Raw genomic sequence first — 16,448 nt, forward strand, 5'->3', positions numbered from 1 at the left:
CGCTTATCAAAATCAGGAAGAAACCGTTATCTTGGCGTTGGGATGAACCGATGAACCGGCTTGGTCACGAACCAGGCGCTGTGGCACGACATCATTCCGAACGATATCCTCATAGCTTTCCCGTCGCACCACCAGCTCGGCCTCACCATTGTTTACAAATACAACCGCTGGTCGGCGTATCCGGTTATAATTACTCGCCATGGAATAATTGTAGGCTCCGGTTGAAGCAACAGCGAGCAAATCCCCGTTGGTCGGACGCGGCAGCTCCACATCCCAAATGAGCATATCGCCGCTTTCACAGCATTTGCCCGCAATGGATACCGTCTCCTCGTTCGCATCGTACGCTCGGTTAGCCAGCATGGCTTCATACCTCGCCTGATATAGCGCTGGACGCGGATTATCTGTCATTCCACCGTCCACCGAGACGTATTTCCGTACCTGCGGAATATCCTTGATACTTCCTACCGTGTATAAGGTTGTGCCTGAATCGCCCACAATACTGCGTCCCGGCTCAATCCAGATTTCTGGAAGCTCATCATAAAGCCCGGAAAAATGAGTTTTTACCGCTTCGCCGATAGCCTGCACATAGGTGGAAATTTTCAGTGGTGTGTCCTCTTCTGTGTAACGAATGCCAAATCCCCCACCCAGATTAATAACCTTGAAAGAAAACTGAAGCTGTTCCTTGATTTCTCTGCAAAAAGCGGCAACCCGTTCGGCAGCCATTTGGAAGCCGTTCACTTCAAAAATTTGCGATCCGATATGGGAATGTACCCCCAGTAAGTTCAGATGATCCAGCCTGATAGCCTGCTCCACCGCATGACGTGCTGTACCGTTCGCAATGTCAAAACCGAACTTTGAATCCTCTTGGCCTGTGGCCATATATTCGTGCGTATGCGCTTCAACCCCCGGTGTAACCCGCAATAAAATATTTACCTGCTGATTCCGCTCGGAGGCAAGGGCCTGAAGCAAATGCAGCTCCATCTCGCTGTCGACCACGAAGCAACCAATTTGCGCATCTAGCGCCATTTCAATTTCTTCCGGTGTTTTGTTGTTGCCGTGAAAATGGATTCGCTCTGCCGGAAATCCAGCTTGCAGCGCGGTGAACAACTCTCCACTGGAAACGACGTCGAGCGACATCCCTTCTTCTGCAGCCAAAGCACACATTGCCATTACGCAAAATGCTTTGCTTGCATAAGCGACTTGAAACTTCAACCCGGTTTCACGAAAAGCTTCTATAAACTCCCGGCAACGCTGGCGTACTAACTGTTCATCTACAATATATAGCGGTGTTCCAAAACGCTCCTTCAAAAACGTTGTATCACATCCGCCAATCTCCAAATGTCCATTGCTGTTAATTTTACTGCTTCCATGCAAATACATGTTCTGGCGCCTCTCTTTCTGGAACAAACAAAGTCATATTCCATCGAATGTTAACACCAGTATAGCAAAAAAAGCATCAAGAAGAATGGATTTTTATGCAGATCATTTATATTAATGTTCTTGCCTGTTGCCAGAGTTCGAATCCGTGCTTGCATCCGTGTTCGGCATGCGCGTATTGTCCCGCGTTTTGTTAGATGACGGACGGTTAGGCGCATTCAGCACAGGCATACGGAACAAGATAGAAGCCATCGCCTTGGCATTAAAAGGAATGAACGGCCACAGGTAGGAAGAATTGTATGACCGGTGCAGTGTCAGCATCAAAATGATCAGTGTCGTGCCTACGATAAAACCCGGAACGTGGAAAATAGCCACAGCGATCAGCAAAAACAGCCGGATTAGCCGATTCGCCAATCCCAATTCATAGCTCGGTGTTGCGAACATCCCGATAGCAGCCACAGCCATATACAGCACAACTTCGTTGACGAACAGTCCCGTTTTGACCGCAATATCCCCGACCAAAATAGCGGCGATCAAGCCCATCGCGGAAGCCAGCGGTGTCGGTGTATGGACAGCCGCCATGCGCATGAGATCGACCCCTAGCTCCACAATGATAAACTGTGCGATCAGCGGGAGATGGGCTTCCTTTTGAGGACCGATAAAATCAAGAAACGCCGGTTTTAGCTCGGGATTGATGACCATAAGCAGCCACATCGGAAGCAAAAACATCGAGGCAAAAATCCCTATAAAGCGAACCCAGCGCAAATAGCTCCCCATAAAAGCCGTTTGCCGATTCTCTTCTGCATGCTGGCAAAGGTCAAAAAAGGTGGTAGGCAAGATCATCACGCTGGGTGAGGTATCGACGAAAATAACGAGTCGCCCTTCCATAATATGCGAAGCCACGACATCTGGTCGCTCCGAATATCGCACTAATGGATATGGATTCCAGCCTTTATTAATTATCGTCTCCTCTAATTGCTTATCCGCCAGCGGGATGCCGTCCACATCGACGTTTTTAATTTTGTCGCGTACGGTATCCACCATCACTTTATCCACGATATCATCAATGTAACCCAAGCATACGTCTGTCCGGGTGCGGCGACCAACCTGCATCGCCTCAAATTTAAGGCCGGGGTCCCGCAAACGGCGGCGAACCAGACCCACATTTGTCAGCATCGTCTCTGTAAAGCCGTCACGGGCACCGCGTACGACGCGCTCCAGTGACGGCTCCTCGGGATTGCGTACCGGGTAATTACGGGTATCCAAAATGACCGAAAAGCGCTCACCTTCCATAAAGAAGGCGCTATAGCCTGTCAGCACCTTGTTGATGACAACCGACATTTTTTCGCTCTTTTCCACCTGAATATGCGGAATATAATTTTCAAAATACGATTGCAGTCCATCCGTAGACAGATCATCCGGTGTTAGATAGGTGAGCCGCTTTAGCACTTCAACCATGACTTGGTCCTTGGCAAAGGTATTCAGAAACAGATAGCCGATATGACGCCCGCCTAGTGTCATCTCCCTGAATACGACGTCAAAGGTCTCCCCCAGACCGATTACTGCTTTAAGCGTTTCCCGATTATCCTTCATCCTTGGCGATATATCATCCTTACCCTGCCAATAGAGGACGGATTCCTCTACGTTATCAGAGCGCTCACTCTCTTTTTTATGTTTATAATGTGCTGACTCCTGTGCCTGCCTTTTTTTCCACGGGCTCATTTCTTCCTTGCCAGCAGTATAACCTTCATTCCCGATGGCTCCGTCCTCCTGATGATCTTGATCCGGTCTATGCTCCATATCTCTTGCCCCCTTCACTTTCCTCGTTATCGGTTGTATACGAACCAGTCAAAAAAAGAACCAGTCACCTTACCCAGCACCATCGCCATCAGCAAGCCAAACATATACACGGTCATATGGAGCCGCTTGGCGAGTATAGGCAAGAGATTCAGTACCTCAGTCAGTGCTGCGGCAAGTAAACCGATAAACACTCCGCAAAACAACCCCGGTATCCACGTAAGTACGCCCGGCAACGGTAAGCAAATATTCCAAAAATCTGCCACCGTTCCCACCACTGAACCCAAAATCATAGATTTTTCATATGCTCGTGATTGTTTATAGGTACGCGTAAGCTGTGCCAGCCGAGGAATCATATCCAGCACAATAAAAAGTGCGATCACGCCACCACCCACCGCTACGCCTCCAGCGATACCTAAAATGATCTGAAGTACACCCTGAACATACATCATCATCGGCGCTTATCCTTCGTATGCATGCGGGCCATCTTTTCATATTCCTCCGCCACAACGTACTGATCCACGTTTTCCTGGTACAGATACATTTCCACTTCCAGCGGCGTCGGCTCCTCGTTCCATTTTTTTTTGAACAAATGATTAAAGAACACAATCATACCGAAGCCGATGCCGATCGAATACGCAATCTGGAACAGATATGGATGCTCATCCTTGTGTCCGGTAATCATCTCAACAATCCGCACCTGCACCTCCATCATGCTGACGTCAGCGTGGAAATTCATAATCGTGAGCGCAGATCCAAAGAACAGAAGCAACCATACCAGAACAAACAATATTCTGGATGGCTTACGCGGTTTCTCCACGATTTCCACAAGCACATGCGGCTTGCCGAGAGATTCCACGACGACACCCGGAATGCGTTCTCTAATTTTCGAAATGATTTGCAGCATATCCACCAGTATCAGATTACCGTCCTGCTGCTGCGGCCGCTTGAGAACAAGCTCCAGCAGATCGTTTTCCCATTCGGGATCTGCCAGCAGATGAGCTACATCTCCCAAACGCAAGTCATGTCCCTGTAACATGCGTACACGACTGCGGAGACGTAAGTAGACTATGGGAGCCACTGTAGGAGCCGGATTATGAGTCATCCGATCCCCTCCTTATCCTCGTAATTACCTTAGTATGAGGCGAAGCCAAGAAACATATTCCGTGCACTTTCTTTTTCTCCACGCAAAAAGGGTATTCCTGACCATTAACATGGCTTGGGAATACCCTTTTGAATTACACAGGCATGAGGATTTAGCAAAATTCCTAACCGATATTATTGAGCAATCTGATCGCGAATCGACTGCAAAATCTTTTTTTCCAGCCGCGATACCTGCACCTGGGAAATACCAAGTCGGCTTGCGACCTCCGATTGGGTCTGATCGCGATAATAACGCAGATATACAATGAGCCGTTCCCGCTCAGTCAGCCCCCCTATAGCCTCATTCAATGCCAGCTTGTCGAACCACCGCTCCTGCGATTCATCTGCAATCTGGTCCATAAGCGTAATCGGATCGCCGTCATTTTCGAACACCGTTTCGTGAATCGAGGTTGGCGGCTTGTTAGCCTCTTGGGCAAAAACAACATCTTCTGGTGTAACTCCCAGTTCATCTGCGACTTCCTTGATCGTAGGTAAACGGTTCAGCCGTTTGGACAGCTCGTCCTTCATTTTGCGGACCTTATTGGCCGTCTCCTTGAGGGAGCGGCTAACCTTAAGCGTGCCGTCATCGCGTAGAAAACGTTGAATTTCCCCAATAATCATCGGGACCGCATACGTTGAAAATTTGACTTCATAGCTTAGATCGAATTTGTCCACCGATTTTAACAAACCGATGCAGCCGATCTGAAAAAGATCGTCAGGTTCATATCCCCGGTTCATAAAGCGCTGCACGACAGACCATACGAGCCGGATATTACTATTGACCAGCGTCTCACGGGCATCATTATCACCGGATTGACTCAGTGCAATGAGCCGTTTGACTTCCGCATCCTCCAAATAGCTGTTCGAAGTTTTTTTTCCTCCTGCTTCCATAGGATCAACCCCTAATTATATAAAGCTTTCTTGGATTCAATCCTTTTCTTCATCCGGACCGACGTGCCTCCGCCCGGCTCACTGACTGCTTCAAACTCATCCATGAAATTTTCCATAATGGTGAAACCCATGCCGGACCGTTCCAATTCAGGCTTCGACGTATACAGTGGCTGCTTCGCCAGCTCCAAATCCTCAATCCCTCTTCCTGCATCTTCAATCACCAATGTTACCACGTCCGTTTCAATCCCAACCTTGATCGTCACGACTCCAGACGGATCGCTGTCATAGCCGTGAATAATACTGTTCGTCACCGCCTCGGACACCACGGTTTTCAGATCGCTTAGCTCGTCCATCGTCGGATCAAGCCGGGAAATAAAGGCAGCGACAGCGACGCGGGCAAACGCTTCATTCTCGGATTTGGCGGCAAACTGCAAGCTCATGAAATTGTTTCCTGTACTTTCTCTCATGACACCACCTCCAGTTCCGTGAGCGCATTTCCCTCGTTTTCATATACAGGCATGATTTTAAACAAGCCTGACATATCCAGCAGTCGGTGTACCGGCGGATTGACATCACAGACAGCCATCTTCCCGCCCTTTTGTTTAATCAGCTTGTAACGTCCCAAGATAACGCCAAGGCCGGAGCTGTCCATAAACTGGAGATTCTTCAAGCTGAGCACGATATGCTCGCATTGGCGGCGCTGAATCGCCTCATCCATTTGCATACGGACCATGTCCGACGTATGGTGATCAAGCTCACCGGACAGCCTTACAATCAGCACCCCCCGGTGATGCTCCATTTCAATTTGCAGGTTCATGCTTACTCACTCTCCTCCCGGTCTTGGACAAGGATTTCTACGCAGCCGCAGACGATTCCTGCCCTCCGACAAAACTAGAAGAAAACCCCTTAAAATCTACAAAGAAAACAGATTCGACATGGTACGTTTAAACAATTTCCACCATCCAGCCTTCTCCACCGCTACGGGTGCGGTTATGTTAAACTCCTTGAGCCGTTTACCATCCTGATAGACAACCAGCTTGCCGACCGGATCACCTGCACGGACAGGAGCTTTCAGACTTGGAGCGAGTTGCAGCTCATGACGCAGTGTTTCCTTAGTTCCTCCCTTTTTCACCAGAACACTGTAGGAACGATCTGCCTGAATTTTCAGCTCCGGCAGTACACCCTTCTCGACTTTCACGCTTCCCAGCAGGTCACCCGGCTTGTACACTGATTTCATCGTGTATTGGGAAAAAGCATAATCGAACATGGAAGATACTTCATTGTTACGTGTTTTAGTATTCGGTTCGCCAAGTACGACAGCGACTACACGCATACCATCACGCTTGGCAGTAGCGGAAAGGCAAAATTTCGCTTCCCCTGTATAGCCTGTTTTCAGCCCGTCCGCTCCTGTATAGAAACGAACCAGCTTATTCGTATTCACCAACCAAAACGGCTTGGCCGAGGATTTGCGTAAATAGTCCTGATACGCTCCTGTATATTTTGTAATTTGAGGATATTTCAGCAGTTCACGGCTCATGACCGCAATATCATGCGCAGAAGAATAGTGATTTTTTACCGGCAAACCGTTGCAATTGGCAAAATGGGTATCCTTTAAACCAAGCTGCTGCGCCTTGGCATTCATCAATTCGACAAAAGCCTGCTCAGAGCCCGCAATTTTCTCAGCCATCGCCACGGAAGCATCGTTGCCGGAAGCCATCGCCACTCCCTTAAGCATCTCATCGACCGTCATTTCTTCTCCGGGCTCCAGAAAAATTTGCGATCCGCCCATCGAAGCCGCATATTCGCTGGCCCGTACTTTGTCGGTCAGCTTGAGTTTGCCATCATGAATAGCCTCCATCGTCAGCAGCATAGTCATAATTTTGGTAATACTCGCCGGAGGAAGCTTTTCACGGCTATTTTTTTCATAGATGACTGTACCCGTATCCGCATCCATCAGGATCGCTGAGAGAGCCTCGGGAGCCAGCTCAGCCGCAGAACCCTCCTTGGGCTTGCTTTCAGGTTTGCTTTCCTCGGCCCAACCGCCGACGGGGACAGCAGTCAAGGCTACAAGACAAGCCAGGATGAACACTACCACTTTTTTCTTCACAATCGGTTCCCTCCTCAACATATTGGCGTAAAGAACCGGAGCCCGTAAGCTTACTCCTCCGGCCTATTCGCGTGCTGCTAACCATTGTCGTCAGATTGGATGAAAAATATTCCATACACCTGAAAACATCAAATAGCACCAAGCTGAGTCAGCATGGTGCAGATTTTCCAAAATTAAACTGTACCCTTTTATTTCAAAAAGACTTTTTATCCGTTTATACAAATTCTCATCTCTAAGCAGACAGTATTCTTTTTAGATTACCGCTATTGACTTGTAGGGCGAATGATCATTTTATTAATAGCTACATCCGAAGGTTAGTCGTAACCATTCCTTGCGATATAATTGTTGTACGAATATTGTTGGCATACTCCTCTTTACGCAGACCCTCAGAAATCGTACGCACAGCAAACTTGGTACCAACCCGCTCAAGTAAACGCAGTGCTGTATCGCGCGCTTCCCGTTCATTTAATATCCCGAGTTCTCTGGGTGCAAACATGATATTTTTTAGTACACTGAAATGAGGAAACAGGTTGAAATGCTGAAACACCATACCAATATTCTCGCGTGCTTTGTGACACAGACAACTTCACCTTCGGTGACCGACATATCGATTTCCTTTCAGAACCTGATTCGTGCCAAAACTTTTCTTTAATCCTTCAACCTTAATTTTACCCACGACGAACCTTCACCTCCAGATAGTCAGCAATTTTAGTCAATGTTATGATGACAATCTTACCTGATTGCGTCAACTCCACAAGGCCAATGACGGATAAGATCGACGTATCTTTCAATGTAATAACCATCTAATTAATAAATGAAGGGATCATAATCCGTATTGCCTGAGGAATTACGATCTTCATCATAGCTTTACGATAAGGAAGTCCCAGGGAACGGGCGGCTTCCATCTGTCCACGATCAACCGATTGAATTCCCCCGCGGAAGATATCCACAAATACGGTAGCAACACCACGAAGGAACTTATTTTGTCCCACTTTCATAAAGCCAAAGATGCACTCCCCTGCAAGGTCATCTTCTTCTCGTCCAGCCGGGCTTGAATTCGGTATTGAGTAAGCGCCTGAGCTTCAGCATCCCCTGTGGCTTGTGAAATGGCAGATACAGGAGATGGTTTAGCGGTAGCGCTACCCGTACTCATGATTGGGCATGTTGTCAGAACCAGAGCGAGTTTGCTGACTGCTGTTTTTCTGATTAGATTTGATGTTAATGAACTTGAATGGTTGATATAAATCTCTCCCTCGAATGGATTGTGAAGCACAGATGCAAGTATAGAAGGCCAACTTTACCCTGTATTAATACGTATCTTAAATTTCGTTTAAAAAAAGTGGCTGTTTGTATTAAACAGGCATCATAAGTGAAAAGTGACTACCTTCCTCACCTAAGGATTGGACGAATATCCGATGTTTTAAATAGCTCAAAACAAAAAAACCGCCATTGCGGCGGTTCTAATTCGACGTTGAATCCTGATTATGTCCGAACTATAACGCTTGCGTGCCCGAGGATCGCTGGGGACGTAAGTTCATGATGATCAAAGATGTGGAAAATAAAGTAAGGATGACCCCTAGCAAGTGGATTCCCATTACACTGAACGTATCTCCCATGATGATTCCGATTAACAATGACGACAAAATGGTACCGAGGTATCGCGAAGTATTAAAAATACCCGAGGAGACACCAATCATTTCTTTTGGTGTGCTCTTGAACAGGGCAGCCTGCATGCCGACGCTATTCAATCCGTTACTTATACCAAATACAGCCAAGGCGAGGATTACACTGAACATCGGCGAAGCTTCATTCAAGGTGATGATTAATACGGACCCGAATGTCATTAACACTGCAGAAAGGATTAAAGCCAGCCGCGTTCCAGATTTGTCGATCCAGCGTCCTGCGAGAGGAGAACTGATAAGTGAACATAAACCGAGGGTTAGCATAATTATTCCTGTATGAATTTCGTTAAGATGACGTACTTGCTGCAAATAAGACGGTATTCCAAAAAACAGAGCGTAAAAAAGAGTGTTAACCAGCATAAATTGTACATTCACCCAGGTCATTTCGGGATATGTAGCAAATGCCCGCAGAGGAATAAAGGGGGATGGTGTTTTCAATTCATGTCGTATAAAAGTTGCTAATGCAATCAAACCGATCCCCCCTACCATAAGGTGCCATGTTGAAAGATGTCCGGTTGATTTGACTGAAAGCAAGCTAATTAGCAGAGTCACCAAAGCGACTGTGAACAAGAGTATGCCCGGCGCATCAATCAGCAGGAGCCATTTCCTGATGGACATGTCACCAGAGGTGGATTTGAATGACTCCTCTTTGGGAATGGTTTTCCAGGCGAAGATAAAGCTTGCGATTACAAATGGAATATTAACAAGGAATATGCTGGGCCAGTCCCACCAATGAATCATTACACCACCAATAAAAGGGCCTACCGCTGCTGCTCCGGATAGGAACATCGCAAGGACAGACAAGGCGGCTGCCTGTTTCTCAGTAACATGGATTCTTACAATCGCCATTCCGACGGCTACCATCATGCTTGTGCCGACAGATTGAACGATCCGGAATACGATGAGCCAAGAAAAGCCAGGAGATAACGGAGCTAACATGGAGGAAACGAAGACAACAACCAGACCGATAAGGAATATCTTTCTGCGGCCGAACAGATCACTGCACTTGCCCATGACCGGTTGAGCTACAGCACTCGCAATGTAAAAGGAAAAAATAATCCACGAAACGGTCGTAACATCAAGTTGATACACATGTTGCAGTCTTGCAATGGCTATAGATATCATGGAGGAATTTAACGGATTCAGCATGATTCCCAAGCCGACAGATATCATTAACCATATATTTCGAGCGTTCATTTTGTATATACCCCCTTCTTCTCTGATCATCTTAATGGAATCCTGTTATTTATTCCAACGCATTTTATGTTATGATTTGATGAACTAAAAGGAATAAGAGAGTGGTGCGAAATGGAGCTTCTTCAGCTACGCTATTTTCTGACGTTAGCCCGGTGTGAACATGTTACGGAAGCTGCGGGTAAGTTGCATGTCACTCAATCCTCACTGAGCAAAACGATACAGCGATTGGAGGATGACTTGGGTTCACCGTTATTTGATCGATTGGGCAGAAAGCTGCGGCTAAACGAATTCGGAAGAACATTCCTTCGCCGGACCGAAAAAGCCCTATTCGAATTGGAACAGGGAAAGCAGGAAATTGCTGACCTCTCCAACCCGGATCACGGTACACTCCAATTGGCGGTCACCACAGCAAGCACATTGCCAGGTATCTTGCGGGAATTCCGGAAAAATAAGCCGAACACCCAGTTTCATGTACAAATGGTAAATTTGGAAGACATGTCTACACTTCTTCATCGAGGGGAGATCGATTTTTGCCTGTCCTCTCCTCCGATCCAAGGTGATGATATCGACTGTCAGATCCTATTCGAGGACCCCATCGTAGTAGCGGTGCCTCTTGGTCATCGATATGCGGATCGAAGCAGCATCACATTAGCAGAGCTTAAGGATGAGTGGTTTGTGGGTGTGAAAAAAGGATACGGCATTCGTGATCTGGTGGACTCCAAATGCCAATCAGTCGGGTTTGTACCGAAGTATGTATATGAAGGAGATGAGCCTGCAAGATTAATCGCACTAGTGGAAGCGGAGATTGGGCTTGCCTTTATACCAAGTACAGCAAGAAACCCACAGCAACGCATTGCATATCTTCCGATAGAAGATCAGAGACTTGTGCGGGAGATTGCTTTATTGTCGCAAAAAAACAGATATATCTCGAAAGCAGCTATCGCGTTTCGCAGCGTTGTTATAGACTATTTCGGTGCAATGTCCAAACCAATTGATGAATGACCATCCCGAAGACCCCGCTCTCCATTGTATGTGAGAGCGGGGTCTTTTCTTTTAGGGTATCCGCTATGCCTATTTCCGCCAAAAAGTTGAACAGTTTGCCTTCTCCGTAATATTGAATTCAATCATTCTTTCCAGTAATGAGAAATCAACCGGCCCATCCCACCGGATACGCACCAACTCCTTGGTGTGATCATAACCGGCCTTCGCAATTTCATTGGAAAAATGATTAATCCCAGCCTTTTCAGGCGCCACAGCCAAATGATGTTTGGATACACTAAATCCAATAATAAATGTGCCATGATCGGTAAACATGGGCTGATTCCACGCTATTTTTGGTACTAAATGTGGGTACTTCTTTGTAATCCACTCTAGAATTTCTTCCGTTCGATCCCGATGTCCCAGGTTATCAATTCGTGCTAGATATTCTGCAAAAACGTCCATGTGATCTTCTCCTAACCCAGATTTAATTCGCATACTTAATCTTGAAAAACCCTCTGGTCCAGATTTACCAAAGGGTTGAAATAATATACTGGTTATGACTCAATATAAGCAGCAGAAGTAACGATATTGATTTTCTTCGTTGTTGCACTCCAAAACAAAACTAAACCGTCATTGGTTTCGAAAGAACTCAAGATGAGATTGATTGGGCAGCTTTAGAGCATAATTTTCAAAGCAATATGATTAAATTTTTTTATACTATCCCACGTTTCCATAATCCGTTAGGAACTCCGTACACGGCAAAAAATAAGCAACGACTGGCAGAACTCGCCAAAGCCTATGACGTTTACATCGTTGAAGACAATTATCTATCAGATCTGGAAACAAACAGTAAAGCTGATCCAATACACGCGTATCATGGGGCCAGTCATGTCATTTATCTCAGAAGTTTCTCCAAAGTGCTGTTGCCTGGATTAAGGATTTCTGCTGCCGTTGTCCCCAATTCACTAATTCCATTAATGCAATGGCACAAACATACAGCGGGTTTAAGCACCTCAGTGCTATCCCAAGGTCTGCTTGAGAATTATATGAGTCGGGTATGTACGATCATTATGCAAAGCAGATGAAATCCTTGTACCATGAGCGCATTAAACATCTAAAGGAAGTTTCACAGCAATTACTACCCAAAAATGAAAGAACGTCTATCGTCTACTTGAAAGCGACTTACATTCGGCTGATCGTGAGATACGTAAGTCCTCCACCCGGTAAAATATCCGTTTTATTTTGGCTGAACACCCGTATATCAATGAAAGAATCGGCCTCCAGCTTCAGTTCAATCGTTCCACTCAAAGCACTGTAGTTCGGCCCGCCAATCACCCGATCATCAAGATAAGCATACGCCGAGCTGCCGGCAACCTGTTCATCATTCACATGGAGCGCCAGCCGTGTACGATTGCCATCCACTTGAGGATCTGTCGAAATATAGGCTTGTATTCTGTACTTCCCGGCTTGTTTGGCCCGCCAACGGCTGCCCGTTGCCTCAAACTCGGTCAGTTCATCATAGCTGATCTGGTTGAAGTTTACCTTCTGCCAACTGCCTGCGAGGATATTTTGTCTTGCTCCCAGATAGGCTTTGACAAAGGTTTTATCCAAATGCTCGATTCCGTTGTTCGAATATTTCTCTACTAGCAGCAAAGCCTGCCCTGTCCCGTTGTTTTTATAATAACGGTTATCCACGTAATTGAAATCCAAATGCGAACGAAGCGTCGCCTGCTGAGTGGATGAACTGCCGGAGAAGGAAACCAGATTCCTCAAATTGCGTGGATATCCACCCACCTCATCCACTAAAATTTTTTTACCAATGACCACATCTACAAAATAGTCACATACTGACCAGTAGTTGTCGTCGTTTTTGTCCCTGAATTTGTCCGCGATGGCTAAAATGGAGTCGCGAAGAGCGACATTCTTCGTCTCCTTCGTGGCCCCAATTTGAATAAAAGACGGAACCGTCACTCTATGTTCTAAGCTTAGCCCCTCAAACCAGCAGCCTATAAATTCGGCATTCATAAAATCATCAATTCGAATGGGTATATCACTTGAGCTTCCGTCCTTAATGTGCTGGCTGGCTAAAAATCTGGCCCCATTGGAGCTATTCAGATCAAGCGCCGTATCATTCCCCAGTGTAAAAAGCGCAAGGCTGGTAAACTGTGAACTTCTGTTCTGCAAGTGAATACCCGTTTTATTGTAATTAATCTCCGTACAATTAAATAAATCCACATCGCTTTCGTAGCCCCAAAAAGCCGTCTCAAAATGCTCAATCAACACATTATCCAGCGTAACTCCGCCGCCCTTCCAATCTTGAATGCCTAAAGTACCTTTTCCATAATATCCGCGCTTTACTTCCTGAGAAAAAGGATTATTTAATGCTGCTCGATCCGTCCCTTCGTACCGGATGGCCAGGTCATGAAACTGCACATTTTGAAAGCCGCTAAACGATGGAAGACTCTCGTCTCCAATTTGAAAACAAGGACCCGTACCATAGTATTCAATCGACGTAACCCCCTTACCCTGTCGGTATCTGCCCTTATGAATGCCAAAAATGCGTACGCCCTGTTTGCGAATCTGAAGGGTGGAGGTTATTTTGTATCGTCCACTTGGGATATGAAGTATGGAATAGTCGGGAGTCTTATTGATCAGTTCCTGCAAAGCTGCCGTATCGTCCTGGACACCGTCACCTACTGCTCCAAACCAGCTAGCATTTACACTACGTTGGATGAATTCCTTTTCAATGCTTTTAAAGTTTTCATTTAATTGCTGCGGCGTTAGCTCTGTGCCCGTACCACTCAAATTCAACTTCAAACGATCTGTGAAACGATCCGTCACCCGAACACCCCCATTTATAAAAACTTTGAAAATATATCTTTCAGACAGAGCTGAAGGATTTTGCATTTTCTTAGCATGGACTGAGTATATGCACGGGACAGCTTGCTCTACACTTGAGAAAATGAAAATAAAAAATTTTATTATTGCACAAAAAGATACATTTTGTATAAAATAGATACATATCGTATCCGGGTGGTGAATGTGTGAAGACTGTCCTTACAGTGGTCGGTTTACTGGCTTTTTCCATTCCTTATGCCTGTCAGGGCTTGTCTCCCAGAGTGATCGCAATTTCCCTGCTTATCCTGTTGTTTAGCTATCTGATGCTGTTGCCCTCGCTAAAGCCACTGATCGCAACCTTGGCTGATAATCCGTTGCTGACCTTGCTCATGATGTACATAGCTGCCTCCTGTTTATGGGCTGAACAGGAACAGACCTCATCCATGCTGATGGTGCTTAAATTCGTTACTTTTTCCACCTTCGGACTTTATCTGGTTACCCATTATACGACGCAAGGCTGCATCCGCCTGTTGGTCATTACGTTAAGTATTTTGAGCGTACTCAATCTACTGGCGGTAGTGCTCGTTCCCTCCTTTGCCATTCATGGGGGCGTCGAACATACAGGGCTGTGGAAAGGCATTTCCGGTCATAAAAACACACTGGGAACGCTCTCTCTGCTATGTTTTGTTTCACATGTCATTTATTTTTTCAGGGGAACACGCAAAGCTTTGCATGTTGGCTTTATTTTGCTGAATGCCTTACTGCTCATCAAATGCCAATCTACCACCTCGTTGCTGCTAACTTCTTCCCTGTTCACGTTCATCCTGTTTATATTGCTATTCAAAAGAATCCGAAGCGTTGCGCTGCGTGGTTTCTTCATTAGCAGCTCCTGCCTGCTTGTGCTTTTGGGTCTCGTGTTCGCCTTTATTTACGGGGATGCGATTGCATTGGAATTCGGCAAGACAACAACCTTGACTGGAAGAACAGAGATCTGGCAGGGGATTGCAGGCGCCATTGACAGTCACTACTGGTTTGGTCATGGTTACGGTTCCTTCTGGGCAAACCGGCCCAGCATCTATGCCAATGGAATCCGATTTGATCTGACAAGCAGTCACAGCGGGTTTCGGGATCTGTGGATCGATATCGGCCTCACAGGACTGTTGGCAACCATTACACTCGCCATAACCACTTTATTTAAATTCAGAATCGGTAAAACCGATATGTATACATGGCTGACGGCAGCTGTCTTTTTCCTATTCATTGTATTAAACAATATTACGGATAGCCGCTTTCTGAATTCTCTGGCCATCTACTGGATCATATTCGTTGTTATTGTGATTAAGGTACAGGAACGGCATAGACTGACAGTAGCAGAAAAGGCGAATACGAAAGGCATACAGCACGCCTCCATCACATTAGGAACTACCAACCGAACAGCACGCAAAAAAGAACCCCGTTTTCCTACGCCTTAAATGGCGTTTGGAACGGGGTTCTTGGGATGTGACAACCTACATTTGTGGAATAATCGCCAATACGAGATTCAAAAATTTCTCACGTACCTTCTCTGCTGTCTCCATTACTTCATCGTGGGACAGAGGCTGATCCAAAATGCCTGCCGCCATGTTCGTGATACAGGAGAAGCCCAGCACCTCAATGCCTGCATGACGGGCTACAATGACCTCGGACACCGTGGACATACCCACTGCATCTGCACCCAGTGTGCGCAGCATAACGATTTCAGCAGGCGTTTCATAGTTTGGACCCAGCAATCCGGCATATACGCCTTCCTGCAAGCTGAAGCCCTGCTGAGCAGCGGTTTGCTTGGCAATCTCGCGCAAGCGACGGCTGTATGCCTCTGACATGTCAGGGAAGCGAACACCCAGAGCCGCATCGTTCGGTCCAATCAGCGGATTTTGTCCGGTCAGATTGAGATGATCCGAGATAACCATCAGATCGCCCGGCTCGTAAGACGTATTGACACCGCCTGCCGCATTCGTCACCAGCAGACTTTGAATACCCAATTGCTTCATGACCCGAACCGGGAAAGCCGTAAGCTGCGGGCCATAGCCCTCATACATATGGAAGCGGCCCTTCATCATAACTACAGCGCGACCTTCAATGGTACCTAGCAGCAATTCTCCTTCATGACCTTCTACCGTCGATACGGGAAAATGGGGGATATCCTGGTAAGGAATACTAATTCCATCCTGAATCAAATCGGCCAGAATGCCGAGACCCGAGCCCAAAATAAGGCCGATTTCCGGACGGATTCCGCTCTTGGCACGGATATAATCTGCTGCTTCCTGGATCGTAGCTTGGTTGGCTGTTGACATCAATATCTCTCCTGTCTTGTACAATCGTTAGTTATAGTTGCTGTTATAGTTGCTGTTATCGTTATTACTGTGATCGTTACTATAATGATGACTACAATCATC

The 16,448-nt window shown here is 46.5% G+C and carries 16 protein-coding genes and 2 pseudogenes; 3 read left to right on the top strand and 15 right to left on the bottom strand.

From position 1 onward, the window contains the following. Positions 1-12: 12 nt before the first annotated feature. The 12 genes and pseudogenes from lysA to ABIA61_RS06580 all read right to left on the bottom strand — a co-directional run bounded on the left by lysA (position 13) and on the right by ABIA61_RS06580 (position 10,194). Positions 13-1,380: a diaminopimelate decarboxylase gene (lysA, locus tag ABIA61_RS06525; protein WP_404518919.1), complete on the bottom strand. Its 1,368-nt coding sequence runs from the start codon at positions 1,378-1,380 to the stop codon at positions 13-15. A 111-nt stretch (positions 1,381-1,491) separates the two neighbouring features. Further along, positions 1,492-3,177, bottom strand: coding sequence for a spore germination protein (locus tag ABIA61_RS06530; protein ID WP_404518918.1), 1,686 nt, complete (start codon positions 3,175-3,177; stop codon positions 1,492-1,494). Between the two features lie 26 nt (positions 3,178-3,203). Further along, the gene (locus ABIA61_RS06535) at positions 3,204-3,626 is read right to left on the bottom strand and encodes a stage V sporulation protein AB (RefSeq protein WP_404518982.1); all 423 of its coding nucleotides are present in this window, start codon (positions 3,624-3,626) and stop codon (positions 3,204-3,206) included. Then, positions 3,626-4,279, bottom strand: a complete 654-nt coding sequence (locus ABIA61_RS06540) for a stage V sporulation protein AA (protein ID WP_404518917.1) — start codon at positions 4,277-4,279, stop codon at positions 3,626-3,628. Before ABIA61_RS06540 ends, ABIA61_RS06535 begins: the two co-directional genes overlap by 1 nt. A 173-nt stretch (positions 4,280-4,452) precedes the next feature. Next, entirely contained in the window at positions 4,453-5,208 is a 756-nt protein-coding gene (sigF, locus tag ABIA61_RS06545; RefSeq protein ID WP_014282155.1) for an RNA polymerase sporulation sigma factor SigF, read from the bottom strand. An 11-nt stretch (positions 5,209-5,219) separates the two neighbouring features. After that, positions 5,220-5,675 carry an anti-sigma F factor gene (spoIIAB, locus tag ABIA61_RS06550; RefSeq protein WP_014282156.1) on the bottom strand — a complete coding sequence of 152 codons (456 nt, stop codon included), beginning with the start codon at positions 5,673-5,675 and terminating at the stop codon, positions 5,220-5,222. After that, positions 5,672-6,025, bottom strand: a complete 354-nt coding sequence (gene spoIIAA, locus ABIA61_RS06555; protein ID WP_014282157.1) for an anti-sigma F factor antagonist — start codon at positions 6,023-6,025, stop codon at positions 5,672-5,674. The genes spoIIAB and spoIIAA overlap by 4 nt, the downstream gene beginning before the upstream one ends. A gap of 96 nt (positions 6,026-6,121) precedes the next feature. Further along, on the bottom strand, positions 6,122-7,315 hold the full coding sequence (locus ABIA61_RS06560; protein ID WP_404580494.1) for a D-alanyl-D-alanine carboxypeptidase family protein: 1,194 nt from the start codon (positions 7,313-7,315) through the stop codon (positions 6,122-6,124). A 409-nt stretch (positions 7,316-7,724) separates the two neighbouring features. Further along, a pseudogene (locus tag ABIA61_RS06565) lies at positions 7,725-7,991 on the bottom strand (ATP-binding cassette domain-containing protein); the annotation flags it as partial. Next, positions 7,984-8,322, bottom strand: a pseudogene (locus ABIA61_RS06570) (ABC transporter permease subunit); the annotation flags it as partial. The pseudogenes ABIA61_RS06570 and ABIA61_RS06565, both read right to left, overlap by 8 nt. After that, positions 8,310-8,468, bottom strand: a complete 159-nt coding sequence (locus ABIA61_RS06575) for a hypothetical protein (protein WP_283652284.1) — start codon at positions 8,466-8,468, stop codon at positions 8,310-8,312. The gene ABIA61_RS06575 and the pseudogene ABIA61_RS06570, both read right to left, overlap by 13 nt. 340 nt (positions 8,469-8,808) lie before the next feature. Then, positions 8,809-10,194: an MFS transporter gene (locus ABIA61_RS06580; protein WP_283652285.1), complete on the bottom strand. Its 1,386-nt coding sequence runs from the start codon at positions 10,192-10,194 to the stop codon at positions 8,809-8,811. Between the two features lie 111 nt (positions 10,195-10,305). On the opposite strand from ABIA61_RS06580, the gene ABIA61_RS06585 reads away from it, so the two are divergent. Further along, positions 10,306-11,196, top strand: coding sequence for a LysR family transcriptional regulator (locus ABIA61_RS06585; RefSeq protein ID WP_044646823.1), 891 nt, complete (start codon positions 10,306-10,308; stop codon positions 11,194-11,196). Positions 11,197-11,265: 69 nt separating this feature from the next. Here the strand turns inward: ABIA61_RS06585 and ABIA61_RS06590 are convergent, their stop codons facing one another. Further along, entirely contained in the window at positions 11,266-11,637 is a 372-nt protein-coding gene (locus ABIA61_RS06590; RefSeq protein WP_283652286.1) for an iron chaperone, read from the bottom strand. Positions 11,638-11,834: 197 nt separating this feature from the next. Here ABIA61_RS06590 and ABIA61_RS06595 point away from each other — a divergent pair, with 197 nt between their 5' ends. Continuing rightward, entirely contained in the window at positions 11,835-12,260 is a 426-nt protein-coding gene (locus ABIA61_RS06595) for an aminotransferase class I/II-fold pyridoxal phosphate-dependent enzyme (RefSeq protein WP_404580649.1), read from the top strand. 97 nt (positions 12,261-12,357) lie between these two features. Here the strand turns inward: ABIA61_RS06595 and ABIA61_RS06600 are convergent, their stop codons facing one another. Then, the gene (locus ABIA61_RS06600; RefSeq protein WP_283652287.1) at positions 12,358-14,016 is read right to left on the bottom strand and encodes a glycosyl hydrolase family 28-related protein; all 1,659 of its coding nucleotides are present in this window, start codon (positions 14,014-14,016) and stop codon (positions 12,358-12,360) included. Positions 14,017-14,219: 203 nt separating this feature from the next. Here ABIA61_RS06600 and ABIA61_RS06605 point away from each other — a divergent pair, with 203 nt between their 5' ends. After that, on the top strand, positions 14,220-15,485 hold the full coding sequence (locus ABIA61_RS06605) for an O-antigen ligase family protein (protein ID WP_404580496.1): 1,266 nt from the start codon (positions 14,220-14,222) through the stop codon (positions 15,483-15,485). A gap of 36 nt (positions 15,486-15,521) precedes the next feature. Here ABIA61_RS06605 and ABIA61_RS06610 read toward each other — a convergent pair whose 3' ends face one another. Continuing rightward, entirely contained in the window at positions 15,522-16,346 is an 825-nt protein-coding gene (locus tag ABIA61_RS06610) for a purine-nucleoside phosphorylase (RefSeq protein WP_283652289.1), read from the bottom strand. Between the last annotated feature and the right edge of the window lie 102 nt (positions 16,347-16,448).

It is taken from the genome of Paenibacillus sp. RC21, from assembly GCF_044907935.1.
Classification (GTDB): Bacteria; Bacillota; Bacilli; order Paenibacillales; family Paenibacillaceae; genus Paenibacillus; species Paenibacillus terrae_A.